This is a genomic window from Paraburkholderia sp. CI3, assembly GCF_050436505.1.
GTDB classification, from domain to species: domain Bacteria; phylum Pseudomonadota; class Gammaproteobacteria; order Burkholderiales; family Burkholderiaceae; genus Paraburkholderia; species Paraburkholderia tuberum.
This window is the reverse complement of the sequence record NZ_JBNDMI010000004.1, coordinates 2,488,205-2,511,807: the sequence shown is the minus strand read 5'-3', so window position 1 is coordinate 2,511,807 and position 23,603 is coordinate 2,488,205. Positions and strand designations below refer to the sequence as shown.

Annotated in this window: 22 protein-coding genes; 17 read left to right on the top strand and 5 right to left on the bottom strand. The window is 66.5% G+C overall.

What is annotated here, in order from left to right:
* Window positions 1-52 precede the first annotated feature (52 nt).
* The 14 genes from OKW29_RS33000 to pyrF all read left to right on the top strand — a co-directional run bounded on the left by OKW29_RS33000 (window position 53) and on the right by pyrF (window position 15,967).
* Window positions 53-2,209 (top strand): ribonuclease catalytic domain-containing protein, encoded by a 2,157-nt coding sequence (locus tag OKW29_RS33000; protein WP_429293958.1) that lies wholly within the window; start codon window positions 53-55, stop codon window positions 2,207-2,209.
* Complete coding sequence (aroE, locus tag OKW29_RS32995) at window positions 2,206-3,069, top strand: shikimate dehydrogenase (protein WP_429293957.1); 864 nt, start codon at window positions 2,206-2,208, stop codon at window positions 3,067-3,069. The genes OKW29_RS33000 and aroE overlap by 4 nt, the downstream gene beginning before the upstream one ends.
* A gap of 25 nt (window positions 3,070-3,094) precedes the next feature.
* Window positions 3,095-3,829 carry a monofunctional biosynthetic peptidoglycan transglycosylase gene (mtgA, locus tag OKW29_RS32990; protein ID WP_184022897.1) on the top strand — a complete coding sequence of 245 codons (735 nt, stop codon included), beginning with the start codon at window positions 3,095-3,097 and terminating at the stop codon, window positions 3,827-3,829.
* 363 nt (window positions 3,830-4,192) lie between these two features.
* Window positions 4,193-5,221, top strand: coding sequence for an IclR family transcriptional regulator (locus tag OKW29_RS32985; RefSeq protein ID WP_429293956.1), 1,029 nt, complete (start codon window positions 4,193-4,195; stop codon window positions 5,219-5,221).
* Entirely contained in the window at window positions 5,218-6,333 is a 1,116-nt protein-coding gene (locus tag OKW29_RS32980) for a 2-dehydro-3-deoxygalactonokinase (protein WP_429293955.1), read from the top strand. The genes OKW29_RS32985 and OKW29_RS32980 overlap by 4 nt, the downstream gene beginning before the upstream one ends.
* 45 nt (window positions 6,334-6,378) lie before the next feature.
* Entirely contained in the window at window positions 6,379-7,059 is a 681-nt protein-coding gene (locus OKW29_RS32975; protein WP_184066819.1) for a 2-dehydro-3-deoxy-6-phosphogalactonate aldolase, read from the top strand.
* Window positions 7,056-7,844 carry an SDR family oxidoreductase gene (locus OKW29_RS32970; RefSeq protein WP_429293954.1) on the top strand — a complete coding sequence of 263 codons (789 nt, stop codon included), beginning with the start codon at window positions 7,056-7,058 and terminating at the stop codon, window positions 7,842-7,844. The genes OKW29_RS32975 and OKW29_RS32970 overlap by 4 nt, the downstream gene beginning before the upstream one ends.
* 120 nt (window positions 7,845-7,964) lie before the next feature.
* Window positions 7,965-8,963 (top strand): arabinose ABC transporter substrate-binding protein, encoded by a 999-nt coding sequence (locus tag OKW29_RS32965; RefSeq protein ID WP_184050969.1) that lies wholly within the window; start codon window positions 7,965-7,967, stop codon window positions 8,961-8,963.
* A gap of 317 nt (window positions 8,964-9,280) precedes the next feature.
* Window positions 9,281-10,837 carry an L-arabinose ABC transporter ATP-binding protein AraG gene (gene araG / locus OKW29_RS32960; RefSeq protein ID WP_429293953.1) on the top strand — a complete coding sequence of 519 codons (1,557 nt, stop codon included), beginning with the start codon at window positions 9,281-9,283 and terminating at the stop codon, window positions 10,835-10,837.
* A gap of 54 nt (window positions 10,838-10,891) precedes the next feature.
* Window positions 10,892-11,908, top strand: coding sequence for an L-arabinose ABC transporter permease AraH (gene araH / locus OKW29_RS32955; protein ID WP_184022903.1), 1,017 nt, complete (start codon window positions 10,892-10,894; stop codon window positions 11,906-11,908).
* 51 nt (window positions 11,909-11,959) lie between these two features.
* Window positions 11,960-12,760, top strand: a complete 801-nt coding sequence (locus OKW29_RS32950) for an SDR family NAD(P)-dependent oxidoreductase (protein ID WP_090801880.1) — start codon at window positions 11,960-11,962, stop codon at window positions 12,758-12,760.
* A complete protein-coding gene (locus OKW29_RS32945; protein ID WP_429293952.1) occupies window positions 12,757-13,698 on the top strand; it encodes an SMP-30/gluconolactonase/LRE family protein in 942 nt (313 codons plus the stop codon). Before OKW29_RS32950 ends, OKW29_RS32945 begins: the two co-directional genes overlap by 4 nt.
* A 220-nt stretch (window positions 13,699-13,918) precedes the next feature.
* Window positions 13,919-14,980 carry an aldose 1-epimerase gene (locus tag OKW29_RS32940; RefSeq protein WP_429293951.1) on the top strand — a complete coding sequence of 354 codons (1,062 nt, stop codon included), beginning with the start codon at window positions 13,919-13,921 and terminating at the stop codon, window positions 14,978-14,980.
* A gap of 171 nt (window positions 14,981-15,151) precedes the next feature.
* Entirely contained in the window at window positions 15,152-15,967 is an 816-nt protein-coding gene (pyrF, locus tag OKW29_RS32935) for an orotidine-5'-phosphate decarboxylase (protein WP_429293950.1), read from the top strand.
* A 96-nt stretch (window positions 15,968-16,063) separates the two neighbouring features.
* Here pyrF and OKW29_RS32930 read toward each other — a convergent pair whose 3' ends face one another.
* The 4 genes from OKW29_RS32930 to thiL all read right to left on the bottom strand — a co-directional run bounded on the left by OKW29_RS32930 (window position 16,064) and on the right by thiL (window position 18,803).
* The gene (locus tag OKW29_RS32930; protein WP_429293949.1) at window positions 16,064-16,594 is read right to left on the bottom strand and encodes a cupin domain-containing protein; all 531 of its coding nucleotides are present in this window, start codon (window positions 16,592-16,594) and stop codon (window positions 16,064-16,066) included.
* Between the two features lie 32 nt (window positions 16,595-16,626).
* Complete coding sequence (locus tag OKW29_RS32925) at window positions 16,627-17,127, bottom strand: CinA family protein (protein ID WP_184022908.1); 501 nt, start codon at window positions 17,125-17,127, stop codon at window positions 16,627-16,629.
* Between the two features lie 109 nt (window positions 17,128-17,236).
* Window positions 17,237-17,812 carry a phosphatidylglycerophosphatase A family protein gene (locus OKW29_RS32920; protein ID WP_429293948.1) on the bottom strand — a complete coding sequence of 192 codons (576 nt, stop codon included), beginning with the start codon at window positions 17,810-17,812 and terminating at the stop codon, window positions 17,237-17,239.
* Complete coding sequence (gene thiL / locus OKW29_RS32915) at window positions 17,802-18,803, bottom strand: thiamine-phosphate kinase (RefSeq protein ID WP_184022910.1); 1,002 nt, start codon at window positions 18,801-18,803, stop codon at window positions 17,802-17,804. Before thiL ends, OKW29_RS32920 begins: the two co-directional genes overlap by 11 nt.
* A gap of 178 nt (window positions 18,804-18,981) precedes the next feature.
* Between thiL and OKW29_RS32910 the strand changes: the two genes are divergently transcribed.
* The 3 genes from OKW29_RS32910 to OKW29_RS32900 all read left to right on the top strand — a co-directional run bounded on the left by OKW29_RS32910 (window position 18,982) and on the right by OKW29_RS32900 (window position 22,732).
* Window positions 18,982-21,321 (top strand): NADP-dependent malic enzyme, encoded by a 2,340-nt coding sequence (locus OKW29_RS32910; RefSeq protein WP_429293947.1) that lies wholly within the window; start codon window positions 18,982-18,984, stop codon window positions 21,319-21,321.
* 420 nt (window positions 21,322-21,741) lie between these two features.
* Complete coding sequence (locus OKW29_RS32905; RefSeq protein WP_184066793.1) at window positions 21,742-22,155, top strand: ribonuclease; 414 nt, start codon at window positions 21,742-21,744, stop codon at window positions 22,153-22,155.
* Window positions 22,156-22,171: 16 nt separating this feature from the next.
* On the top strand, window positions 22,172-22,732 hold the full coding sequence (locus OKW29_RS32900; protein WP_429293946.1) for a barstar family protein: 561 nt from the start codon (window positions 22,172-22,174) through the stop codon (window positions 22,730-22,732).
* A gap of 129 nt (window positions 22,733-22,861) precedes the next feature.
* Here the strand turns inward: OKW29_RS32900 and OKW29_RS32895 are convergent, their stop codons facing one another.
* A complete protein-coding gene (locus tag OKW29_RS32895) occupies window positions 22,862-23,602 on the bottom strand; it encodes a 16S rRNA (uracil(1498)-N(3))-methyltransferase (protein ID WP_429293945.1) in 741 nt (246 codons plus the stop codon).
* Window position 23,603 lies beyond the last annotated feature (1 nt).

Genomic DNA, 23,603 nt, shown 5'->3' with positions numbered 1-23,603 from the left:
GCCACAGGGCGTCGGGCGCGACGGCAGACGCAAGTCAGAACGAGAGTATTGAGTGAACGTTTTCTTCGAGGAATCGGGCAGTTTCAAGGCCGGCAGCGTGCTGTCGCGCCAGGGCGACGCGTTTCAGGTCGAGTTGCCGGGCGGGCGGCGCGCGAAGGTGCGCGCGAAGGATGTGCTGATCGAGTTCGAGAAGCCCACCGCGGCCGAACTGATGCAGCAGGCCGACGCGTTGGCGCAAGAGATCGATCTGGACTTCCTGTGGGAATGCGCGCCGGACGATGAATTCCCGTTCGCGACGCTGGGCGCCGAGTACTTCGGCGCGAGCTTCGGCGCGATCGAGCGCGCGGCGCTGGTGCTGCGCATGCAGGGCTCGCCGGTGTACTTCCGCCGCAAGGGCCGCGGCATGTACCAGCGCGCGCCGCAGGAGCAGCTGAAGATGGCGCTCGCGGGCCTCGAGCGCAAGCGTCAGCAGGCTCTCGTGCAGGCGCAGTACGAGGAAGAGCTGAAGGCAGGCCGTCTGCCTGAAGCGTTCGCGGGCGGCAAGGGGCTCGCGCTCTTGACGAAGCCCGACAAGAACACGATCGAGTACAAGGCGCTCGAGGGCGCCGCGGCCGCGCGCGGCATCTCGCAGGCGCGGCTGATGCTCGAATGCGGCGCGATCGCGTCGCCGCGCGCGCTGCACGAAGCGAAATTCCTGTCCGAGTTCTTCCCGCACGGCACCGGCTTCCCGTCCGTCGCGGCCGCGAACGTGCCCGACGATCTGCCGCAGGCGGACGTCGAGGCGTTCTCGATCGACGACATCACCACGACCGAAATCGACGACGCGTTCTCGGTCGAGCATCTGGCCGACGGCCGTGTGCGCATCGGCGTGCACATCGCCGCGCCGGCGCTCGGCATCCAGCGTGGCGACGAAGTCGATGCGATTGCGCGCGCGCGTCTGTCGACGGTCTACATGCCCGGCGACAAGATCACGATGCTGCCCGACAGCGTCGTCGACACCTTCACGCTTGCCGAGGGTGGGTATCGGCCGGCGCTGTCGCTGTACGTGATCGTCAATCGCGAGACGCAGGAGATCGTCGCGAGCGAAACGCGCGCCGAGCGCGTGTTCGTGAAGAACAATCTGCGCCACAACACGCTCGACGAAATCGTCACCGAGAAGGCGCTCGCCGAGGGCACCGGCGAGTATCCGCACAAGGACGATATCGCCGTGCTGTGGCCGTTCGCGCAAGCGCTGTTCGAAAAGCGCCAGACCGCGCGCGCCGGCTACGGCCTGCGCCGCGAAGTGCAGCGCAATACCGACTTCAATTTCTACGTCGACGGCGAGCATGTCACGATTACGCCGCGCCGGCGCGGCTCGCCGCTCGACACGATCGTCGCCGAGCTGGCGATTCTCGCGAACTCGTCGTGGGGCGGGTTCCTGCACGATCACGGCGTGCCGGGCATCTATCGCACGCAGCGCGCGTTCGGCGTGCCGAGCGGCCCGAAGCGCACACGCATGCAGACCAACGCCGCGCCGCACGAAGGGCTCGGCGTCACGCAGTACGCGTGGAGCACGTCGCCGCTGCGCCGCTACGTCGACCTCGTGAATCAGTGGCAGCTGATCGCGTGCGTGCAGCATGGCGTGACCGCCAAGCTCGCCGCGCCGTTCAAGCCGAAGGACGCCGATCTGTTCGCGGTCGTGCAAGGCTTCGACGACACCTACACCGCGTACGCCGACTATCAGCGTCGCATGGAGTACTTCTGGTGTCTGCGCTGGCTCACGCAGGAAAATCGCAAGCAGGTGGTCGCGTCGGTCGTGAAGGGCGATCTCGTGCGTCTCGAGGAAATTCCGCTGCTGCTGCACGTGCCGGGCCTCGGCGTGCATGCGCGCGGCACGCGTTTGCAGATGGAAGTCATGTCGATCGATGAACTGACGATCGAAGCGTCGGTGCGTCTGTTGCACGTGCTCGATGCACCGACCGTGACGAGCGGCGGCGAAGCCGAAGAAGGCGAGGACGAGAGCGAGGAAGAGTTGCTCGACGCATCCGATGACAGCGCCGAAAGCGAAGCCGAAGCTGAAGCCGAAGCCGACGGCGGCAATCCCAACGACAACCCCAGCGCAGACGAATCCGCGGCGACCGGCGACGGCAACGACGCCGCGAACAACGCCGCGAACAACGCCGCGAACAACGCCGACCGCGACCAACACATCACGGAGCCGGGACGATGAGCGGCAACCCAACGCGCGAGCGCTACGCGGTCATCGGCAACCCCGTCGGGCATAGCAAGTCGCCGTTCATCCACGGCCGCTTCGCCGCGCAAACCGGCGAGCCGGTCGAGTACGGTCATCTGCTCGCGCCGCTCGACGCGTTCGTGCCGCACGTGCGCGCGTTCATCGAAGCGGGCGGACGCGGCCTGAACGTGACGGTGCCGTTCAAGCTCGACGCGCATGCATTCGCGAACACGCTGTCGCCGCGCGCGGCGGCGGCCGGCGCGGTGAACACGCTGCGGGTCGACGCCGACGGCATCTACGGCGACAACACTGATGGCTTCGGCCTCGTGCGCGACATCGAGGTGAATCTCGGCGTGTCGCTGAAAAGCGCGCGCATCCTGCTGCTCGGCGCGGGCGGGGCCGCGCGCGGTGTCGTGCTGCCGATGCTCGAGCGCGCACCGCATACGCTGACGATCGTCAATCGCACGGCGCAGAAGGCCGAAGCGCTGGTCGACCAGTTCGCGCAGGCTGCCAGCGGCGCGCACTGCCGTCTGACCGGCGGCAGCGCCCGCGCGATCGAAGCGGGCCAGTACGACGTGATCGTCAACGCGACCGCGGGCAGCCTCGATGCGTCGCTGCCCGAGTGCGACGATCGCGCGTTCGGCAACGGCACGCTCGCCTACGACATGATGTACGGCGCGCATCCGACCATCTTCATGCAGCACGCGGCGAAACTCGGCGCGCGCGGCGCCGACGGACTCGGCATGCTGGTCGAGCAGGCCGCCGAATCGTTCCATGTGTGGCGCGGCGTGCGTCCGGACAGTGCGCCGGTGCTCGCCGAATTGCGCGCGCTGCTGACGGCGCCGTCGCCCGCGTAACGTCGGCGCGCGGATAGCACGCACCATGACAGCGACGCGGCGCGCCAGCGGTTCGCGCGGCCAGTCCGGCCCGCTGCGCTGGCTCGCCTGGTTGACCGCGGTCGTGGCCATCGCCTGGCTCGCGACGCAGGCGTACTACTTCGCGCAGATCGCAATCTGGAACGTCGTCAATCCGCGCTCGACCGCGTTCATGCGCTCGGACGCATGGCGTCTGTCGCAGGACCGGCCGGATCTGTCGGTGCAGCGAACGTGGGTGCCGTACGATCAGATTTCCCGCAACCTGAAGCGCGCGATCATCGCGTCCGAGGACGCGAACTTCGTCAACAACAAAGGCTACGAAACCGACGCGATCCTGCAGGCGTGGGAGCGCAACAAGGCGCAAGGCCGGATCGTGCGCGGCGGCTCGACGATCTCGCAGCAGCTTGCGCGCAACCTGTTTCTGTCGCGCGAGAAAAGCTATATCCGCAAGGGCCAGGAGCTGATCATCACGTGGATGCTCGAAACGCTGATGGACAAGCAGCGCATCTTCGAGATCTATCTGAACTCGGTCGAATGGGGCAGCGGCGTGTACGGCGCCGAGGCGGCCGCGCAGTACTACTTCAAGACCTCGGCGAGCAAGCTCACGGCCGCGCAGTCGGCGCGGCTCGCGGTGATGCTGCCACGCCCCAGGTATTTCGATGAACACAGGAATTCGGCGTATCTCACACAACGCGCGCGCGTGATTGCGCGGCGGATGGGCGCGGCTGAATTGCCGGATTGAAAGAGCCCTCGATCCCGTTGTCCTGCTTCGATGCCCGCCTCGCGCGGGCTTTTTTGCGTCAGCAGACCGCGATCGCGACAGTTCGCTAAACACTCGATCGCCCACTAAAATCTCACTATATGGACTCAACATTCACATATTGGTGATTCTCAAAAGTCGCCCTACAATCCAAGCCAACATGCATCGCGAGTCGGCGCCCCAGCGCGCCGAAACAGCGAACAGCGACAGAAAAAAACCGGAGACGAGACCGACCATGTCTGGCAGCCAACCACAGCAGCCGCGCGAGCGCGGCGCCGCACCCGTTTCCGCCCTGTTCTCCGGCCCCGCGCGCTAAGCGCAGAAACCATCCGAAGGCGAATCGCCATGAACAAAGCGATGCCCACTCCCGCCGCCAGCGCGACCGAGGCCGCGCAGGGCTCGAACGGCGGGCCGAACAGCGCCGCGAATCCGGCGCTGAATTCCGCGCCGCGCGAGGCTTCAGCCGTCACCGCCAATGTCGCCGCCAGTGCGTCCGCTACCGCGAGGGCGTCGCGCCCGGTGGCGCGCGCGGCGACCGTCGACGGTCTCGGACTGCCGGTCACGCTGCTGGAAATCACACCGCAGCAGGCCGGCACGCAGACACTGTTGCGCGGCCTTGCGATTCTCGAGGCGGCCGCGGCCGGTGTGCGCGATCTGCGCAGCTTCGGCGCCGCGCTCGGCACGACCCGCAGCACCACGCACCGGCTCGTCAGCAGCCTCGTGCAGGCGCGCTATCTGCGGCAGGTGCAGGGCGGCTATCTGCTCGGGCCGAAGCTGATCGAGCTCGGCACGATCGCGCTCGAACAGATGCCGCTGACGGCCGTCGCGCGTCCGCACCTCGAGTCGCTGGCCGAGCAGACGCTCGACACGATCCACCTCGGCGTGCGCGACGGCGACGACGTGCTGTACATCGACAAGATCCCCGGCACGCGCGGCCTCGAAATGCGCTCGCGCGTCGGCCATCGGATGCCGCTCGCGTCGACCGGCATCGGCAAGGCGATGATGCTCGACCTCGCGCCGGACGCATGGCAGTCGCTGTTCGACGCGTCGCGCCGCGCGCTCGCGGGCGTCAGCTTCAAGCCGGACAACCGCCCCGATGCGCCGACCTTCCTGCAGCGCATGACGAACTACGCGGCCGGCGGCTACACGTTCGATCTCGAAGAGAACGAAGCGGCGATCCGTTGCGTCGCGGCGCCGGTGCGCGATGCGTCGGGCGCGATCGTCGCGGCGTTGTCGGTGGCCAGCACGATTCCCTATATGCCGCTCGAACGGATGGACGAACTGATTCCGGTCGTGCAGCGCGAGGCGCGCGCGATTTCGGAAGAACTCGGTTGGCGCGCACCGCGACCGGCCACGCGCAGGATCAAGCGATGAAACAAGCGGGCACCGCCACGCTGGCGAACCACCGGGCGCCCGCCGCGCCCACCTCGGGCGTGAAGCCGGACGCGACCGCCGCCGCCGATACCGCCGCCGTCGATTTCACGCACGCCGCGCTGATCGCGCTCGACTGGGGCACGACGTCGCTGCGCGCCTATCTGTTCGACGCGCACGGTCGCGTGCTGGCGACGCGCGCATCGACGGCCGGCATCATGAATCTGCCGCGTGGCGCGGCCGAGGGCGGCTTCGACGCCGCGTTCGACGACGCCTGCGGCGCATGGCTCGACCATGCGCGCGGCGTGCCGGTGATCGCGGCGGGGATGGTCGGCAGCGCGCAGGGCTGGCTCGAAGCGCCGTATGTCGAGACACCCGCGAACGCCAATGCGTTGGTGGCCGGTATCGTCCGCGTGCAGACCGCGCGCGGCGCGACACTGCATATCGTGCCGGGCGTGCTGCAACGCGGTGAATTGCCGAACGTGATGCGCGGCGAGGAGACGCAAATTTTCGGCGCGCTCAGCGCGGACGCGGACGGCGCGCACGACGCGAACTCGGTCGACAGCAACGCCCGCTCGCTGATTGGCCTGCCCGGCACGCACGCGAAATGGGCGGTCGTGCAGGCGGAGCGCATCGAGCGTTTTCATACGTTCATGACCGGCGAGGTGTTCGCCGCGCTGCGCGAGCACACGATTCTCGGCCGCACGATGATCACGCCCGATCGCCCGGATACCGAAGCATTTCTGCGCGGCGTGAACATCGCGCGCGAGAAGGGCCAGGCAGGCGTGCTCGCGACCGTGTTCAGCACGCGCACGCTCGGCTTGACCGGCGCGCTGCCGAGCGAGGCACAGCCGGACTATCTGTCGGGCCTGCTGATCGGGCACGAACTCGCCGGCCTCGAAGCGGTACTCGCGCAGCAAGGCAGCTCGCTCGCGCAGCAGAGTCTGCGGCTGATCGGCAACGACGCGCTGTGCGAGCGCTACCGCCTCGCACTCGCGCAATTCGGCTGTCTGCGCGCGGAGCCGGTCAGGCATGCAACCGAACGCGGCCTGTGGCGCGTCGCCGTCGAAGCGGGGCTCGTCCGGCCGTCCGCCCAGGCGGCGCGCGCAGGCTGACCGGCGGCAGAGCCCTTTACGACGCTCACGAAACAAGGAACCGACATGCAACCACACATCAATCTGCCCGCACCGTACATGCCGCACGCGGGTCTGATCGCCGCGTTCGAAGCCTGTCCGCTGATCGCGATCCTGCGCGGCGTCACGCCCGCCGACGCGGCCGATCACGGTCAGGCCCTGTACGAAGCCGGTTTTCGCATCGTCGAAGTACCGCTCAATTCGCCGCAGCCGTTCGACAGCATCTCGGCGATCCGCAAGGTGCTGCCGGCCGACGCGATCGTCGGCGCGGGCACGGTGCTGCATCCGCTGTTGGTGGACGACGTGAAGGCCGCGGGCGGCGAACTCATCGTGATGCCGCACAGCGATCCGGAAGTCGTGATCGCCGCGAAGGCGCGGGGCCTCGCCTGCGCGCCCGGCGTCGCGACGCCGACCGAGGCGTTCATCGCGCTGAAGAACGGCGCGGACGTGCTGAAGATGTTCCCCGCCGAGCAGCTCGGCTGCCAGGTCGTCAAGGCATGGCGCGCGGTGATCGCCGCGCAGGTGCCGCTCGTGCCGGTCGGCGGCGTCACGCCGGACAACATGGGGCCGTTCCTGAGCGCCGGCGCGAACGGTTTCGGCCTCGGCTCGGCGTTGTACAAGCCGGGCCAGAGCGCGGCGGTGACCGCGTCGCATGCGAAGGCGTTCATCAACGGTCTGCGGATCGCCCGCGCGGGCGTGAAGAAATGAACCGGCTCGCCGGCAAAGCCGCTCTCGTGACGGGCGCTGGACGTGGCATAGGCGCGGCGATCGCGCTGGCGTTCGCGCGCGAAGGCGCGGCGGTCGTGCTGGCGGAACTCGACTTCGACACGGCGCAGCGCACGGCCGCGCAGATCGAGGCGGAAGTTGGCACCGGCGCCGGCGCGCGCGTGCTCGCGGTGCAGACCGACGTGACGCAACCGGCGTCGGTGCGGCACGCGGTCAGCGAGGGCGAACGCGCGTTCGGCGTGCTCGACATCCTCGTCAACAACGCGGGCATCAACGTGTTCTGCGATCCGCTGACGATGACCGACGCCGACTGGCGGCGCTGCTTCGCGGTCGATCTCGACGGCGTGTGGAACGGCTGTCGCGCGGTGCTGCCGGGCATGGTCGAGCGTGGCGCGGGCAGCATCGTGAACATCGCGTCGACGCACGCGTTCAAGATCATTCCGGGCTGCTTTCCGTACCCGGTCGCGAAGCACGGCGTGATTGGCCTCACGCGCGCGCTCGGCATCGAGTACGCGCCGCGCAACGTGCGCGTGAACGCGATCGCGCCGGGCTACATCGAGACGCAGCTGACGCACGACTGGTGGAACGAGCAGTCCGATCCGGCCGCCGCGAAGCAGGCGACACTCGATCTGCAGCCGATGAAGCGCATCGGCCGTCCGGAGGAGGTGGCGATGACCGCGGTGTTCCTCGCGTCGGACGAAGCGCCGTTCATCAATGCGAGCTGCATCACCGTCGATGGCGGGCGCTCGGTGCTTTACCACGACTGAATTTGCGTCGCCAAAAGACGCACAGAACACCGGACGACGCGCTGGCCGCGTGTGTCAGACCGGTACAAGAAGACGCGGCCGATTACCTTCTCGTTATCAATTAGTCAGGAGACACGCATTATGAAACGCAGAATTTTCCTCACGCTGGCAGCGGCGGCGGCGGGTGTGCTCTTCAACGCACCGGTCGTACAGGCCGCCGATTCAGTCAAGATCGGCTTCCTCGTGAAGCAGCCGGAAGAACCGTGGTTCCAGGACGAATGGAAGTTCGCCGAGATGGCCGCCAAGCAGAAGGGCTTCACGCTCGTGAAGATCGGCGCGCCGTCGGGCGAGAAGGTGATGAGCGCGATCGATAACCTCGCCGCGCAGAAGGCACAGGGCTTCGTGATCTGCACACCCGACGTCAAGCTCGGGCCGGGCATCGTCGCGAAGGCGAAGGCGGACGGCCTGAAGATGATGACGGTCGACGACCGCCTCGTCGACGGCGCGGGCAAGCCGATCGAAGCGGTGCCGCACATGGGCATCTCGGCGTATAACATCGGCAAGCAGGTCGGCGACGGCATCGCGGCTGAAATCAAGAAGCGCGGCTGGGACATGAAGGACGTCGGCGCGATCGACGTGACCTACGAGCAGTTGCCGACCGCGCATGACCGCACCACCGGCGCAACCGACGCGCTGGTCGCCGCGGGCTTCCCGAAAGCGAACATCGTCACCGCGCCGCAGGCGAAGACCGACACGGAAAACGCGTTCAACGCCGCCAACATCGCGCTGACGAAGAACCCGCAGTTCAAGCACTGGGTCGCTTACGCGCTGAACGACGAAGGCGTGCTCGGCGCGGTGCGTGCGGCTGAAGGCCGTGGCTTCAAGGCCGACAACATGATCGGCATCGGCATCGGTGGTTCGGAGTCCGCGATGAACGAGTTCAAGAAGCCGCAGCCGACGGGCTTCTACGGCACCGTGATCATCAGCCCGAAGCGCCACGGCGAGGAAACCTCGGAACTGATGTACGCGTGGATCACGCAGGGCAAGGAACCGCCGCTGCTGACGCTGACGACCGGCATGCTGGCGACGCGCGACAACGTCGGCGAAGTGCGCGAGAAGATGGGCCTCGCGTCGAAGTAATCGCAAGACTTGCGGTGGTATGAAGTACACCGCCGGCGCGTCGCTTTCCCTGCCTGGCGCAGGGGACGGCGCGCCGGCGGCGAGAGACGATCTGCGGGAGACAGACGGATCGCGCGCGATACGCGTACGGTCAACATGAAGCAGCAATATCTTGCATGGGACCGGAGTAAGCGCTAAAGCGCTAACTCCGGTCGACCGCGATGAAACTGCATGGGACCGGAGTAAGCGCTAAAGCGCTAACTCCGGTCGACCGCGATGAAACTGCATGGGACCGGAGTAAGCGCTAAAGCGCTAACTCCGGTCGACAAGGAGGCGAAGTGTCAGCGACGCTACGTTTTGACAATATCGGCAAGGTTTTTCCAGGCGTGCGTGCGCTCGACGGCGTGTCCTTCGACGTCAACGTCGGCCAGGTGCACGGCCTGATGGGCGAAAACGGCGCCGGGAAATCGACGCTGCTGAAAATTCTCGGCGGCGAGTATCAGCCCGATTCGGGCCGCATGCTGATCGACGGCAACGAGGTGCGCTTTCCGAGCGCGGCCGCGTCGATCGGTGCCGGCATCGCGGTGATTCACCAGGAACTGCAGTACGTGCCCGACCTCACGGTCGCGGAGAATCTGCTGCTCGGCCAGCTGCCCAATGCGCTCGGCTGGGTCAACAAGCGCGAGGCGAAGCGCTTCGTGCGCGAGCGGCTCGAAGCGATGGGCGTCGCGCTCGATCCGAACGCGAAGCTGCGCAAGCTGTCGATCGCGCAGCGGCAGATGGTCGAAATCTGCAAGGCGCTGATGCGCAACGCGCGCGTGATCGCGCTCGACGAGCCGACCAGCTCGCTGTCGCACCGCGAGACCGAGGTGCTGTTCAAGCTGGTGCGCGATCTGCGCGCCGACAACCGCGCGATGATCTACATCTCGCATCGGATGGACGAGATCTACGAGCTGTGCGACGCGTGCACGATCTTCCGCGACGGCCGCAAGGTCGCGTCGCATGCCACGCTAGAAGGCGTGTCGCGCGACACGATCGTCAGCGAGATGGTCGGGCGCGAAATTTCGGACATCTATAGCTATTCGGCGCGGCCGCTCGGTGAAGTGCGCTTCGCGGCGAAGGCGATCGAAGGTCATCCGCTCGCGCAGCCGGCGAGCTTCGAGGTGCGGCGCGGCGAGATCGTCGGCTTCTTCGGACTCGTTGGCGCGGGCCGCAGCGAACTGATGCATCTGGTGTACGGCGCCGAGCACCGCAAGGGCGGCGAACTCATACTCGACGGCAAGCCGATCAAGGTGCGCAGCGCGGGCGAGGCCATTAAGCACGGCATCGTGCTGTGCCCCGAGGATCGCAAGGAAGAGGGCATCGTCGCGATGGCGAGCGTCGCGGAGAACATCAACATCAGCTGCCGCCGTCACTATCTGCGCGCGGGCGTGTTTCTCGATCGCAAGAAGGAGGCGCAGACGGCGGATCGTTTCATCAAGCTGCTGAAGATCAAGACGCCGCATCGGCGGCAGAAGATCCGCTTCCTGTCGGGCGGCAACCAGCAGAAGGCGATTCTGTCGCGCTGGCTCGCCGAGCCCGATCTGAAAGTCGTGATTCTCGACGAACCGACACGCGGCATCGACGTCGGCGCGAAACACGAGATCTATAACGTGATCTATCAGCTCGCGGAGCGCGGCTGCGCGATCGTGATGATTTCGTCGGAATTGCCGGAAGTGCTCGGCGTGTCCGACCGGATCGTCGTGATGCGCCAGGGCCGCATTTCCGGCGAGCTCGCGCGCAAGGACGCGACCGAGCAGTCGGTGCTGAGCCTCGCGCTGCCGCAAAGCTCGACCGCGCTGCCTGAAAACGCGAACGCCAGCGCCGCCAACCAGAGCGCGTCGCGCGCGGCCTGAACCTTATCCGGACGCGAGTCCGCAACCCGTGGGGAACGGGGAGGAGTATTGAACATGCAAGCCAGAGAAAACCTCGCGCAGCAGACCGCCAAGAGCGCGGCCGACGCGCTGATTCCGCAGACCGGCGACAAGGCCAAATGGTGGCAGCAGATCACCGAATACAGCCTGATCGTGATCTTCATCCTGATGTTCGTCACGATGTCGCTGACCGTCGATCATTTCTTCTCGATCGAGAACATGCTCGGCCTCGCGCTGTCGATCTCGCAGATCGGCATGGTCGCGTGCACGATGATGTTCTGCCTCGCGTCGCGCGACTTCGACCTGTCGGTCGGCTCGACCGTCGCGTTCGCCGGCGTGCTGTGCGCGATGGTGCTCAACGCGACCAACAGCACGGTCATCGCGATCATCGCGGCGGTCGCGGCGGGCGCGGTGATCGGCTTCGTCAACGGCGCGGTGATCGCTTATCTGCGCATCAACGCGCTGATCACGACGCTCGCGACGATGGAAATCGTCCGTGGGCTCGGCTTCATCGTGTCGCATGGGCAGGCGGTCGGTGTGTCGTCGGATACGTTCATCGCGCTCGGCGGCCTGACGTTCTTCGGCGTGTCGCTGCCGATCTGGGTCACGCTGATCTGCTTCATCGTGTTCGGCGTGATGCTTAACCAGACCGTGTACGGCCGCAATACGCTGGCGATCGGCGGTAATCCGGAAGCGTCGCGGCTCGCCGGTATCAACGTGGAGCGCACGCGCGTCTACATCTTTCTGATCCAGGGTGCCGTCACCGCGCTTGCCGGCGTGATTCTCGCGTCGCGTATCACGTCGGGTCAGCCGAACGCCGCCGAAGGCTTCGAGCTGAACGTGATCTCCGCGTGCGTGCTCGGCGGCGTGTCGCTGTTGGGCGGCCGCGCGACGATCTCCGGCGTCGTGATCGGCGTGCTGATCATGGGTACGGTCGAGAACGTGATGAACCTGCTGAACATCGACGCGTTCTATCAGTACCTGGTGCGCGGCGCGATCCTGCTCGCGGCCGTGTTGCTCGACCAGTTGAAGAACCGCGGCTCGCGCGATTGAGTCGCTTTCACCCCATCCCAAGCACATCCAAGCTCATAAAGGAATCGAACGATGTCGTCTCCGGCCAATGCAAACGCCAGCCTCGCTGACACCGCGTACGCGCGCTATCCGAGCCTCGTCGACCGTACGGTGCTGATCACGGGCGGCGCGACCGGCATCGGCGCATCGTTCGTCGAGCACTTCGCGGCGCAGGGCGCGCGCGTCGCGTTCTTCGATATCGACGCGAGCGCGGGCGAAGCGCTCGCCGATCAGCTCGGCGATTCGAAGCACAAGCCGCTGTTTCTGGCCTGCGATCTGACCGACGTCGACGCTCTGCAAAAAGCGATCGCCGACGTGAAGGCCGCGCTGGGTCCGATCCAGGTGCTCATCAACAACGCTGCGAACGACAAGCGCCATCAGATCGGCGACGTGACGCGCGAGTCGTTCGACGCGGGCATCGCCGTGAACATCCGCCATCAGTTCTTCGCGGCGCAGGCCGTGATGGAGGACATGAAGGCCGCGCGTAGCGGCTCGATCATCAACCTCGGCTCGATCAGCTGGATGCTGAAGAACGGCGGCTATCCGGTGTACGTGATGTCGAAGTCGGCGGTGCAGGGGTTGACGCGCGGGCTCGCGCGCGACCTCGGCCACTTCAATATCCGCGTCAACACACTGGTGCCGGGCTGGGTGATGACTGACAAGCAGCTGCGCCTGTGGCTCGACGACAACGGCCGCCGCCAGATCAAGGAAGGCCAGTGCATCGACGCCGAGCTGATGCCGGCCGACCTCGCGCGCATGGCGCTGTTCCTCGCCGCCGACGACAGCCGCATGATCACCGCGCAGGACATCGTCGTCGACGGAGGCTGGGCGTGAGCGCCAGCCCGCGCGTGCAGCGGGCCACGCTGCTGCTCGACGCGCAATGCGAGCTCGGCGAAGGCGCGACCTGGTGCGCGAGGAGCGGCCGCTTCTACTGGACCGACATCGAAGGCGCGCGGCTGTGGCGCTACGATCCGGCCGACGGCCGCAGCGATTCGTTCGACATGCCCGAGCGGCTCGCCACCTTCGCACTGTGCGAAAACCCGCGCTACGTGCTGCTCGGGCTCGCATCGCACCTCGCGTTTTTCGATCTGGAGAAGGGCGGCACGCAGCGCATCGTCGACGTCGAGCCCGGTCTCAACACGCGCGTCAACGACGGCCGCTGCGATCGGCAAGGGCGTTTCGTGTTCGGCACCAAGGACGAAAGCGGGCAACGGCAGACGGTCGCCGGCTTTTATCGGTTGAATCACGATCTGTCGCTCGAACGTTTACCGTTGCCAGCGCCGGCGATTTCGAACAGCATCGCATTCAGTCCCGACGGCGCGACGATGTACTACTGCGATTCGCCGACGCGTGAAATCCGCGCGTGCGACTATCGCGCGGACGGCGGCATCGCGAACGATCGCCTGTTCACTCGCCTGGCCGATGCGAACGGCATCCCCGACGGCTCGACCGTCGACAGCGACGGCGGCCTGTGGAACGCGCAATGGGGCGGCGCGCGCGTGGTGCGTTACGGTCCCGATGGCGTGGAAACCGAGCGCATCGACGTGCCGACCACGCAGCCGAGCTGCGTCGCGATCGGCGGTGCCGCGCTCGGCCAGGCCACGGGCAGCGCCCAGGGCGAGACGGCGCTCGACACGCTGTACATCACGAGCGCCTACGCCGAGCTCGATGCGACGGCGCGCGCGGCCGATACGCTCGCGGGCGACCTGTTCGTCGCGACGCTCGCGCGGCGCGGTGTTGCGGAGCCGCTGTTCCAGGGCGCGCCTATCTAGCGCAGAATGACGCAGCCCCGGCCGCACGCCGGGGCCGCGATCCTGAAGGTGAAGCAGAAGTCGATGTGGCAGTTTCGGTCCGCGAGCAATACGCCCGCGACCGGCCGGCAACGAATCGGCAGCATGCAGTTCGGACTCGAGGCGAATTGGTCACAAAAAGTCGCCCGCCACTCCCGTCAACCCTGACGGCAACGTCCCACGCCTCTCGATGGAGCCAGATATGACTGTTGCGAATCTCGTTTCAGCCTCATCCCCAACCTCTCAAACGCGACGCTCGCGACTCGCCGCGGCCGCCAATCCCGTGCTGGCGGGCCCGAGCACGTCGGCGGTGGCCCTCGGCGAAGGCAGCGCCGGCGATGTCGCGTGCATCACGCTCGCCAACTCGCAATTGCGTCTCGATGTCGCGCCGACGCTCGGCGGCGGCGTGACCCGCTTCGACTGGCGCGACGACGGCGCGCTGACGCCGATCTTCCGGCGCTGCAGTCACGTCGGTGTCGATACGCAACCGAACCAGCTGGCCTGCTATCCGCTCTTGCCGTACTCGAACCGCATCGGCGGCGGCCATTTCAGCGTGGCCGGGCGGCGCGTCGAGGTGCCGCGCAACCGCGCCGACGAGCCGCTGCCGATTCACGGTGACGGCTGGCTCGCGCAATGGCAGGTGCTCGACGCGGGCCGCGAGCACGTGCGTCTCGCGCTCGACCGCAGCGACGGCAAGCCGTACGCGTTCCGCGCGACACAAACCTACACGCTGGACGGCCCAACGCTGGTCGTCTCGCTCGACATCGAAAACGCTGGCCGCGAGACGCTGCCGTTCGGGCTCGGCGTGCATCCGTTCTTCGTGCGCGACGCGGACACCGAGCTGTCGGCGGCGGCCGGCGGCCTGTGGCTCTCGGGCGACGACTGGCTGCCGGTGCGCCACGTGCCGGCGCCCCCGGCGTGGCAGTTCGGCGTCGCGTATCCGCTGCCGGAGACGATCGTCAATCACGCGTTCACCGGCTGGAGCGGCCAGGCGGCAGTGGTATGGCCGAAGCGCCGTCTGTCGCTGAACATCGCCGCCGACACCGACTATTACGTGCTGTACACGCCGCCCGGCGAAGACTTCTTCTGCTTCGAACCGGTCGATCATCCGATCAATGCGATGAACCTGGCGGGCGGCGCGAGCGAAAACGGCATGACGCTGCTCAAGCGCGGCGAGCGGTTGACGCGCACGTTCCGCTTCACGGTCGAGCGGACTGGACTGCGCTCGATGCCGGGCGGGCGCGGCGCGCGGCGCAGGCAGTAGCCGCAGTCGTAGCCGCCGGGCCGCCGGCCGGACGAACGTCCGAACGGGCGGCCTGGCGCTGCTATCGCCTATGAGGCGCAGGCCGCGCGGTGACCGCCATCGATGGACGGCTTTCGTGGGACAGGTAAAATACGCGCCTCCTCCGATTACCGGCTCGCCGCGAGACTCATCATGTCCAATTTCATCCAGACACTCAACGACGCCTGGCAGCGCACGAACTCGCTGCTGTGCGTTGGCCTCGATCCCGAGCCCGGCAAATTCCCGGGTGCGCTCGCGGGCCGCGCCGACGCGATCTTCGAGTTCTGCCGCACGATCGTCGATGCAACCGCGCCGTACGCGTCGTCGTTCAAGCCGCAGATCGCCTACTTCGCCGCGCATCGCGCAGAAGAGCAGCTCGAGCAGCTGATCGCCCACATTCACGCGAACCATCCGGGCCTGCCGGTGATTCTCGACGCCAAGCGCGGCGATATCGGCAGCACGGCCGGGCAATACGCACGCGAGGCCTTCGAGCGCTACCAGGCCGACGCGGTGACGGTCAATCCGTACATGGGTTTCGATTCGATCGAGCCGTATCTCGAGCACGCAGGCAAGGGCGTGATCGTGCTGTGTCGCACGTCGAACGCGGGTGGCTCGGATCTGCAGTTTCTCGAGACAAGCGGTCGGCCGTTGTATCAGGTCGTCGCGCAACTGGCCGCGCAGAAGTGGAATGCGAGCGGCCAGCTTGGGCTCGTGGTCGGCGCGACGTTTCCGAAGGAAATCGAAGTGGTGCGGGGGATCGTCGGCGACATGCCGCTGCTGATTCCGGGCATCGGCGCGCAAGGCGGCGACGTGCAGGCCACCGTGAGCGCCGGACGCACCGCGAACGGCACCGGCATGCTGATCAACTCTTCGCGCGCGATCATCTACGCGGGCAGGGGCGACGATTTCGTGCAAGCGGCCGCGCAGGCCGCGAAGGACACCCGCGACCGGATCAACGCATTTCGTTGAACCGGCGGGCGATCCCGCGGCGGGCGATCCCGCGGCGGGCGATCCCGCGGCGGGCGATCCCGCGGTGGGCGATCCCGCGACGGCCGGCGCGGCGCGTCAGCGCGCCGGTGCGAGCCGCCCGATCAACCCCGCATGCCGCGGATGCCGCGCCTTCAGCGCGTCCACCTCCGCGAGTTCGAACTCGCTGAATTCGAAACCCGGCGCGACCGTGCAGCCGACCAGCGAGAACGATGCCGGATCGGCACACTCGGCCGCGAACCACAAGCCGGCCGGCACGACGGCCTGACAGACCGTATCGGGATGCGTGAGCGGATTGCCGAGCCGGTGCGTGACGAGCACACCGCCGGCATCGCTTTCATCGAGCACGTGGACCAGCAGCGGCTCGCCGGCATAGAAATGCCAGACTTCATCGGAACGGATCCGATGCCACGCCGAATGCGCGCCGTCGCACAGCAAGTAATGGATCGTAGTCGACGCCGCACGGGCGTTCCCAACCTCGCTCGGCTCGCCGACGCGCAGCACACGCGCGGTCGAGCGGTAGGTCTCCGCAAAAAAGCCGCCTTCAGGATGGGGCTTCAGATCGAAGCGGCGGATCAGTTCGTCTGCGATCGCGCGCGAATCCAGCATTGTCCGCCTCCTCAGTGATAGTTAGCCGCCGCTCAATGCTCGCGTTCGTCGAGTAGCGCCAGCAGGCCGCGCAGCGCGTGCGCCGCGGCCTGCACGCGGATCTGGTCGCGGTCGCCCTTGAAAATCTTCGTTTCCACCGACGTGTGCAGCCGGTTGCTCCAACTGAACGACACCATGCCGACCGGCTTGGTTTCCGTGCCGCCGCCGGGGCCGGCGACGCCGGTGATCGACAGCGACACCTGCGCTCGGCTGTTGCGCAGCGCGCCTTCGGCCATCGCTCGTGCGACCGGCTCGCTGACCGCGCCGTGCTTTTCGATCAGGTCGGCCGGCACACCGATCATTTCGCTTTTCGCCTGGTTCGAATACGTGACGAAGCCGCGTTCGAACCAGCCGCTGCTGCCGGAGATGTCGGTGATCGCGGTCGCGACCATGCCGCCCGTGCAGGACTCGGCGGTCACGAGCATCAGGCGCTCGTCGCGCAGACGGTTGCTCACGCGGATCGCAAGCTGGTGAACGACGGAATCGGTAGGCATGGCGTCAGTCAATCCGGAAAACGAAGCCGGCCGGGCGGCGCGGCGAACGGCAGGGGCTGGGCGGCGACCAAAAGAGTCGAACGGTACTCGAACGGTGAACAGGCAGCGCTCAAACCGACATCCGCCACAGCGCAATCACCAGCAACGTAAAAAATGCGGCGATCAGGTCATCGAACATGATGCCAAAGCCACCTTTCAGCCGGCGGTCGAAGTAGCCGATCGGCGGCGGCTTCACCATGTCGAAGAAGCGGAAGATCAGGAACGCCCCCACCTGGCCGGCGAGCGTGGCCGGCGTGACCATCAGCAGCACGAGCCAGAACGCGACGATTTCGTCCCACACGACCGCCGACGGATCCTCGACGCCGAGCCGCTTCGCGGTAAAGCCGCACAACGCGATGCCGCCGAGAAAGCCGACGCCGATCAGCACGCCCCATTCAATAACTGTCAGATAACGACTCAGCACCGCGAACGAGGCCCACCCGAGCAGCGTGCCGATCGTGCCCGGTGCGACGGGCGACAGCCCGCTGCCGAAGCCGAGCGACAGAAGGTGGACTGGATGCGACAGCATGAAGCGCGCGGTCGCGCGGCGCGGCTGAGCAGGCTTCGGCGCGCGCGGTCCAGGCGCCTGGGGCGGCTCGCCGCCGAGGAAGTCGTCGGCGGGGCCGAGCGGGGGGTCATTCTGCATGAAAGTGATCGAAACCTTGCAAGGTCAGAGTGAGCGGCGCGCCGCTGGCGTTGCGCCACGCGATGGCCGGGCGGTCGGTGGCCGCCTCCAGTGCGCTTATTGTACCGATGCGGGTGACCGGCACGGCGGCCTTCTGCGCGGCGGCCTCGACCGCGGCGCGCGCGGCGGCGGGCGCGGTGAAACACAGCTCGTAGTCGTCGCCGCCGGCGAGCGTGCAGCGCTGCTGGACGTCGGGCGGCAGGCGGCGTAGCGCGGCCGAGCGCGGCACCGCATCGACGTCGACGCTCGCGCCCACCGACGAGCGTTCGAGGATGTGCCGCAGATCGCCGGCGAGTCCGTCCGACAGGTCGAGCGCCGCGTGTGCGATGCCGCGCAGCGCGAGGCCGAGCGCGATGCGCGGCTCGGGGCGTTCGAGCGCCCGGCGGAACGTCGCGGCGTCATTCGGGGTGGCGGACCATTCGCCGCGCTGCGCGCCGAGGCCGGCGCGCGCGTCGCCGAGAGTGCCGGAGATCCAGATGTCGTCGCCGGGTTGCGCGGCATCGCGGCGCAAGGCTGTTCGTGGCGGCACGCTGCCGAATACCGTAATGCACAGATTGAGCGGCCCGCCTGTCGTATCGCCGCCGATCAGCTCGCAACCGTAGCGCTCGGCGAGCGCGAACAGGCCTTCGCTGAAACCGGAAAGCCAGGCTTCGTCGGCTTTCGGCAGCGAGAAGGCCAGCGTGAACGCCCGCGGCTGCGCGCCCATTGCGGCGAGGTCAGACAGATTGACGGCAAGCGCCTTGTGACCGAGCGCTTCGGGATCGATATCGGCGAAGAAATGACGGCCTTCGACCAGCATGTCCGTCGATATCGCCAGCATTTCGCCGGCAGGCGGCGCCAGCAACGCGCAATCGTCGCCGATGCCGAGCGTGCCGCCTTCGGCATTGGCGGGCCGCACGGCGGCGGCGCGGCGGGCAAAGAAACGATCGATCAGCGAAAACTCGGAAAGCATGATGGCGGACGGTGAGCGGAGAACGATTGGAGAAATAGCGCGGATCAGGGTGATTGAGCGTGATGCCCCGTCGCAAGCGCCGGACCATCCGGACAACGGGCAACGCGTGCTTTCACGCTGTTTCAGTCGCGGCTGTTGTACCCGTATTGAAGGAATTGCGTAGGCAATTGGGGCTACAATGCCGTCGAACGTCTATTCTAATCTGCCCTCCGAAGCCTGCCTTATGTCGAATCCCGTCAATACCAAACTCCGCGAAGCAGCTCTCGATTACCACGAGTTCCCGACTCCCGGCAAAATCGCGATCGCCCCGACCAAGCAGATGATCAACCAGCGCGACCTCGCGCTGGCGTATTCGCCTGGCGTCGCGTTCGCGTGCGAGGAAATCGTCGAGAGCCCGCTGAACGCCGCGCGCTTCACCGCGCGCAGCAACCTCGTTGGCGTCGTCACGAACGGGACCGCGGTGCTGGGCCTCGGCAACATCGGGCCGCTCGCGTCGAAGCCGGTCATGGAAGGCAAGGCCGTCCTGTTCAAGAAGTTCGCCGGCATCGACGTGTTCGATATCGAGATCAACGAGAGCGATCCGCACAAGCTGGTCGAGGTGATCGCCGCGCTCGAACCGACCTTCGGCGGCATCAACCTCGAAGACATCAAGGCGCCGGACTGCTTCATCGTCGAGCGCGAATGCCGCAAGCGCATGAAGATTCCGGTCTTCCACGACGACCAGCACGGCACCGCGATCGTCGTCGCGGCGGCGGTCACCAACGGCCTGAAGGTCGTCGGCAAGGACATCAAGGAAGTCAAGCTGGTCGCGTCGGGCGCGGGCGCGGCGGCGCTCGCGTGTCTGGACCTGCTGGTCGACATCGGCCTGCCGCTCGAAAACATCACCGTGACCGACCTCGCGGGCGTCGTGTACAAGGGCCGCACCGAACTGATGGACCCGGACAAGGAGCGTTTCGCGCGTGAAACCGACGCGCGCTCGCTTGCCGAGGTGATCGAAGGCGCGGACGTGTTCCTCGGGTTGTCGGCCGGCGGCGTGCTCAAGCAGGACATGGTCAAGCAGATGGCCGCCAGGCCGCTGATCCTCGCGCTTGCGAACCCGACGCCGGAAATCCTGCCGGAACTCGCACTCGAAGTGCGTCCGGACGCGGTGCTGTGCACGGGCCGCACCGACTACCCGAACCAGGTCAACAACGTGCTCGTGTTCCCGTTTCTGTTCCGCGGCGCGCTCGACGCCGGCGCGACGACGGTCACGCGCGAAATGGAAATCGCCGCCGTCAACGCGATCGCCGAGCTGGCGCGCCAGGAGCAGAGCGACATCGTCGCGACCGCGTACGGCATCCAGGATCTATCGTTCGGGCCGGAATACCTGATTCCGAAACCCTTCGATCCGCGTCTGATCGTGAAGGTCGCGCCTGCGGTGGCGAAGGCCGCGATGGAATGCGGCGTCGCCGAGCGTCCAATCGAGGACATGGACGCGTACGCGCAGCATCTGCAGCAGTTCGTTTATCACAGCGGCACGACGATGAAGCCGATCTTCCAGCTCGCGCGCAGCGTCGAGCCGGAGAAGAAGCGCATCGTGTTCGCGGAAGGCGAAGAAGAGCGTGTGCTGCGCGCGATGCAGATCATCGTCGACGAAAAGCTCGCAAAGCCGATCCTGATCGGCCGGCCGGCCGTGATCGAGCAGCGGATCGCGCGTTATGGCCTGCGGCTCGTCGCGGGGCAGGACTACACGGTTGTCAATACCGATCATGACGAACGTTACCGCGAGTTCTGGCAGGAATACGCGAAGATGATGTCGCGCAAGGGCATCACCACGCAGATGGCCAAGCTCGAGATGCGCCGCCGCACCACGCTGATTGGCTCGATGATGGTCAACAAGGGCGAGGCGGACGGCATGATCTGCGGTACGGTCAGCACCACACACCGCCACCTGCACTTCATCGATCAGGTGATCGGCAAGAAGCCCGGCGCGAAAGTCTATGCGGCGATGAACGCGCTGGTGCTGCCGAATCGGCAGATTTTCCTCGTCGATACGCACGTGAACGTCGATCCGACACCGGCCGAGCTGGCTGAGATCACGATCATGGCAGCCGAGGAAGTGCGCCGTTTCGGCATCGAGCCGAAGGTTGCACTCGTGTCGCACTCGAACTTCGGTTCGAGCAACGCGCCGACGGCGCAGAAGATGCGCGATACGCTCGAGATCCTGCGCGAACGCGCGCCGGGGCTGCAAGTTGACGGCGAAATGCACGGCGACGTCGCGCTCGACGCCAACCTGCGCCGTGAGGTATTGCCCGATTCGACGCTCGAAGGCGACGCGAACCTGCTGGTGCTGCCGAACATCGACGCGGCCAATATCTCGTACAACCTGCTGAAGACGGCGGCCGGCAACAACATTGCGATTGGCCCAATTCTGCTTGGCGCGGCCAAGCCGGTGCACGTGCTGACGCCGTCGGCGACGGTGCGCCGGATCGTCAACATGACGGCGCTGCTGGTCGCGGACGTCAGCGCAACCCGCTAACTGCGCATCGTGATCGGGCCGCGACGGGCCCGGCGCCGGCTTTCCAACCGGCGTACCTGAAAAAAAAGGCGTGCCCGCAATGGGCACGCCCTCAGGGCAAGCTGGGGATCGCCACCCCGAAAAATGGCAATGACACGGCCTTTCGGCTTAGTGGTTTCAGGCTCCAACAACCGCAATCGAGCGCCTCGGCCAGCGGCCGCTTGCACCGCCCGCACTGCATTCGATCACGGTTGAGCTCAGTTTAGCCCGATCGAGCTAAACATTCTGTCAAAAGTCGTCAAAGTCCGCGCCACCGGCTTTTCCGCGGGGTGAGGTGGGGTGCCATCGGCCGTCGAACGTTGATTCCAAAGGCTATTAGCGATACCCTTACGACTTTCATGGTCGTCAAACTCGTGATCTGACAGCGGGGAAACCTGATACATGGCACGCAACTGGTTGCGCATGAAAGGCGTGCTGATCGGTGCCGCCGCACTCTGCGTGTTGTCCAGTTCCGCGCCCGAAGCGCTGGCGCGAGATTACTCGGCGCCAACTGGGGTGGAAGCGCAGGTGGGCACCATCGCTCTGGCGCAATTGCCGCGCGAGGCGGTCGATACGTTGAACCTCATTGCCGCCGGCGGGCCTTACCCGTATCAGAAGGACGGCATCGTATTCGGCAACTACGAACGGGTGCTGCCCGCCCACCGGCGCGGCTATTACCACGAATACACCGTCCCCACGCCTCACGCGCGTAATCGCGGGGCGCGCCGCATCGTCTGCGGAGGTCCGCTACAGCGGACCGACAATTGTTATTACTCGGACGACCATTACACCAGTTTTAACCATATTGTTGAATGACATTGGGATGAACGGCATGAGCGACAACATCTACGCGCACGATTCCGGAGTCGCGACGGATCTTTTCGCGGCCGGCGACGGCAATTTGTTCCAACGCGTCATGAAGATGCGCGCCGACGAGCAGGGTCGCGACAATCAAAGCGAGGCTGCCACGGTGGTTTCATCGAACGAGGAGCCCATGAGCCTTTTCAGGACGGTGCGGCCGAACATCGTGCAGTCGATCCGCGCGTTCCGCGTGCAGGATCTCGCCGACGAGGCCAACCTGCTCGGCCAGCACTTTCTGTATGCGTACTGCGCGAACGCCGCCTCGAAGCAGGAAGTGCTCGAGACGATCGCGACGTCGTTCCTGTTTCCCAGGCATTTCGGCAAGAACTACGACGCGCTCTATGACTGCCTGACCGACCTCGTGCACAAGGCCGGCGCGCAGCCAGGCTTCGTGATCGTGCTCGAACACCTGCCGATCGCGCAGAAATTCGACAAGGAAGGGCGCGAGACGCTGCTCGACGTGTTCCGTGAAGCGGCCGAATTCTGGGCCGAGCGCAAGGTCGCGTTCCGAGTGTTCTACTCGTTCGCTTGAAGTTCGCCGGATTTTCGCCTGTTCAGGCGTAGCTGCTTGAGTCTGACAGTGAACGTCGCGGTATAAACGGCAAAGGCCCGCTAATTGGCGGGCCTTTGCTTTTGTCGCGCTGCTTGGGCAAGCACCCGCTCACCAGCCGCCCCAGCGCGCCGCGAGCCCCGCCAACACTGCGATTCCGACGGTCTCTGTGCGCAGCACACGCGGTCCCAAGCCAATCGCGGTAAAGCCCTGTTCGCCGGCGGCGGCTTCCTCGTCGGCGCAAAGGCCGCCTTCGGGGCCGATCAGCAGCGTCACGCCACCAGGCGGCGGCGCGTCAGGCAGCGCCGCAAAGCCGATGCTCGCGCGCGGCGATAACAGCAGGCGCAGCTCGTCAGGCGCCGGCTCGCGCGACAGCGTATCGAGCCACGCGCCAATCTCGCACACCGGCATCACGTCCGGAAGCCGATTACGTCCGCACTGTTCGCACGACGCCCGCACCACACCCTGCCAGTGCTGCTGCCGCCGCTGCGCGCGCTCGCCGGTAAGCCGCACGACGCTGCGCGCGGTCGCGAGCGGCACGAAGCCCGAGGCGCCGAGTTCGACCGCCTTCTCGATCAGCCAGTCCATCTTGTCGCCGCCAGCGATGCCTTGGGCGAGCGTCAGCCGATACGGCGGCTCGACCTCGATCGCGCGAAATTCGCCGATTTTCACGCGAGCCGCACGACGCTCGACCTCGACGAGTTCGGCGCCGTATTCGCCGCCCTGGCCGTTGAACAACGCCAGGGAATCGCCTGGCTGCAGACGCAGCACGGCCACGTGGCGCACGACGTCGTCGGGCAGTGCAATCACGTCGTCGGCGTAAAGCGGGATATCAACAAAAAAACGGGGCATC

Excerpts from the sequence above, each read along its gene's own strand:
- aroE (WP_429293957.1), top strand. The coding sequence starts at position 2,206 with ATGAGCGGCAACCCAACGCGCGAGCGCTACGCGGTCATCGGCAACCCC.
- mtgA (WP_184022897.1), top strand. The coding sequence starts at position 3,095 with ATGACAGCGACGCGGCGCGCCAGCGGTTCGCGCGGCCAGTCCGGCCCG.
- OKW29_RS32985 (WP_429293956.1), top strand. The coding sequence starts at position 4,193 with ATGAACAAAGCGATGCCCACTCCCGCCGCCAGCGCGACCGAGGCCGCG.
- OKW29_RS32980 (WP_429293955.1), top strand. The coding sequence starts at position 5,218 with ATGAAACAAGCGGGCACCGCCACGCTGGCGAACCACCGGGCGCCCGCC.
- OKW29_RS32975 (WP_184066819.1), top strand. The coding sequence starts at position 6,379 with ATGCAACCACACATCAATCTGCCCGCACCGTACATGCCGCACGCGGGT.
- OKW29_RS32970 (WP_429293954.1), top strand. The coding sequence starts at position 7,056 with ATGAACCGGCTCGCCGGCAAAGCCGCTCTCGTGACGGGCGCTGGACGT.
- OKW29_RS32965 (WP_184050969.1), top strand. The coding sequence starts at position 7,965 with ATGAAACGCAGAATTTTCCTCACGCTGGCAGCGGCGGCGGCGGGTGTG.
- araH (WP_184022903.1), top strand. The coding sequence starts at position 10,892 with ATGCAAGCCAGAGAAAACCTCGCGCAGCAGACCGCCAAGAGCGCGGCC.
- OKW29_RS32950 (WP_090801880.1), top strand. The coding sequence starts at position 11,960 with ATGTCGTCTCCGGCCAATGCAAACGCCAGCCTCGCTGACACCGCGTAC.
- OKW29_RS32940 (WP_429293951.1), top strand. The coding sequence starts at position 13,919 with ATGACTGTTGCGAATCTCGTTTCAGCCTCATCCCCAACCTCTCAAACG.
- pyrF (WP_429293950.1), top strand. The coding sequence starts at position 15,152 with ATGTCCAATTTCATCCAGACACTCAACGACGCCTGGCAGCGCACGAAC.
- OKW29_RS32930 (WP_429293949.1), bottom strand. The coding sequence starts at position 16,594 with ATGCTGGATTCGCGCGCGATCGCAGACGAACTGATCCGCCGCTTCGAT.
- OKW29_RS32925 (WP_184022908.1), bottom strand. The coding sequence starts at position 17,127 with ATGCCTACCGATTCCGTCGTTCACCAGCTTGCGATCCGCGTGAGCAAC.
- OKW29_RS32920 (WP_429293948.1), bottom strand. The coding sequence starts at position 17,812 with ATGCAGAATGACCCCCCGCTCGGCCCCGCCGACGACTTCCTCGGCGGC.
- thiL (WP_184022910.1), bottom strand. The coding sequence starts at position 18,803 with ATGCTTTCCGAGTTTTCGCTGATCGATCGTTTCTTTGCCCGCCGCGCC.
- OKW29_RS32910 (WP_429293947.1), top strand. The coding sequence starts at position 18,982 with ATGCCGTCGAACGTCTATTCTAATCTGCCCTCCGAAGCCTGCCTTATG.
- OKW29_RS32905 (WP_184066793.1), top strand. The coding sequence starts at position 21,742 with ATGGCACGCAACTGGTTGCGCATGAAAGGCGTGCTGATCGGTGCCGCC.
- OKW29_RS32900 (WP_429293946.1), top strand. The coding sequence starts at position 22,172 with ATGAGCGACAACATCTACGCGCACGATTCCGGAGTCGCGACGGATCTT.
- OKW29_RS32895 (WP_429293945.1), bottom strand. The coding sequence starts at position 23,602 with ATGCCCCGTTTTTTTGTTGATATCCCGCTTTACGCCGACGACGTGATT.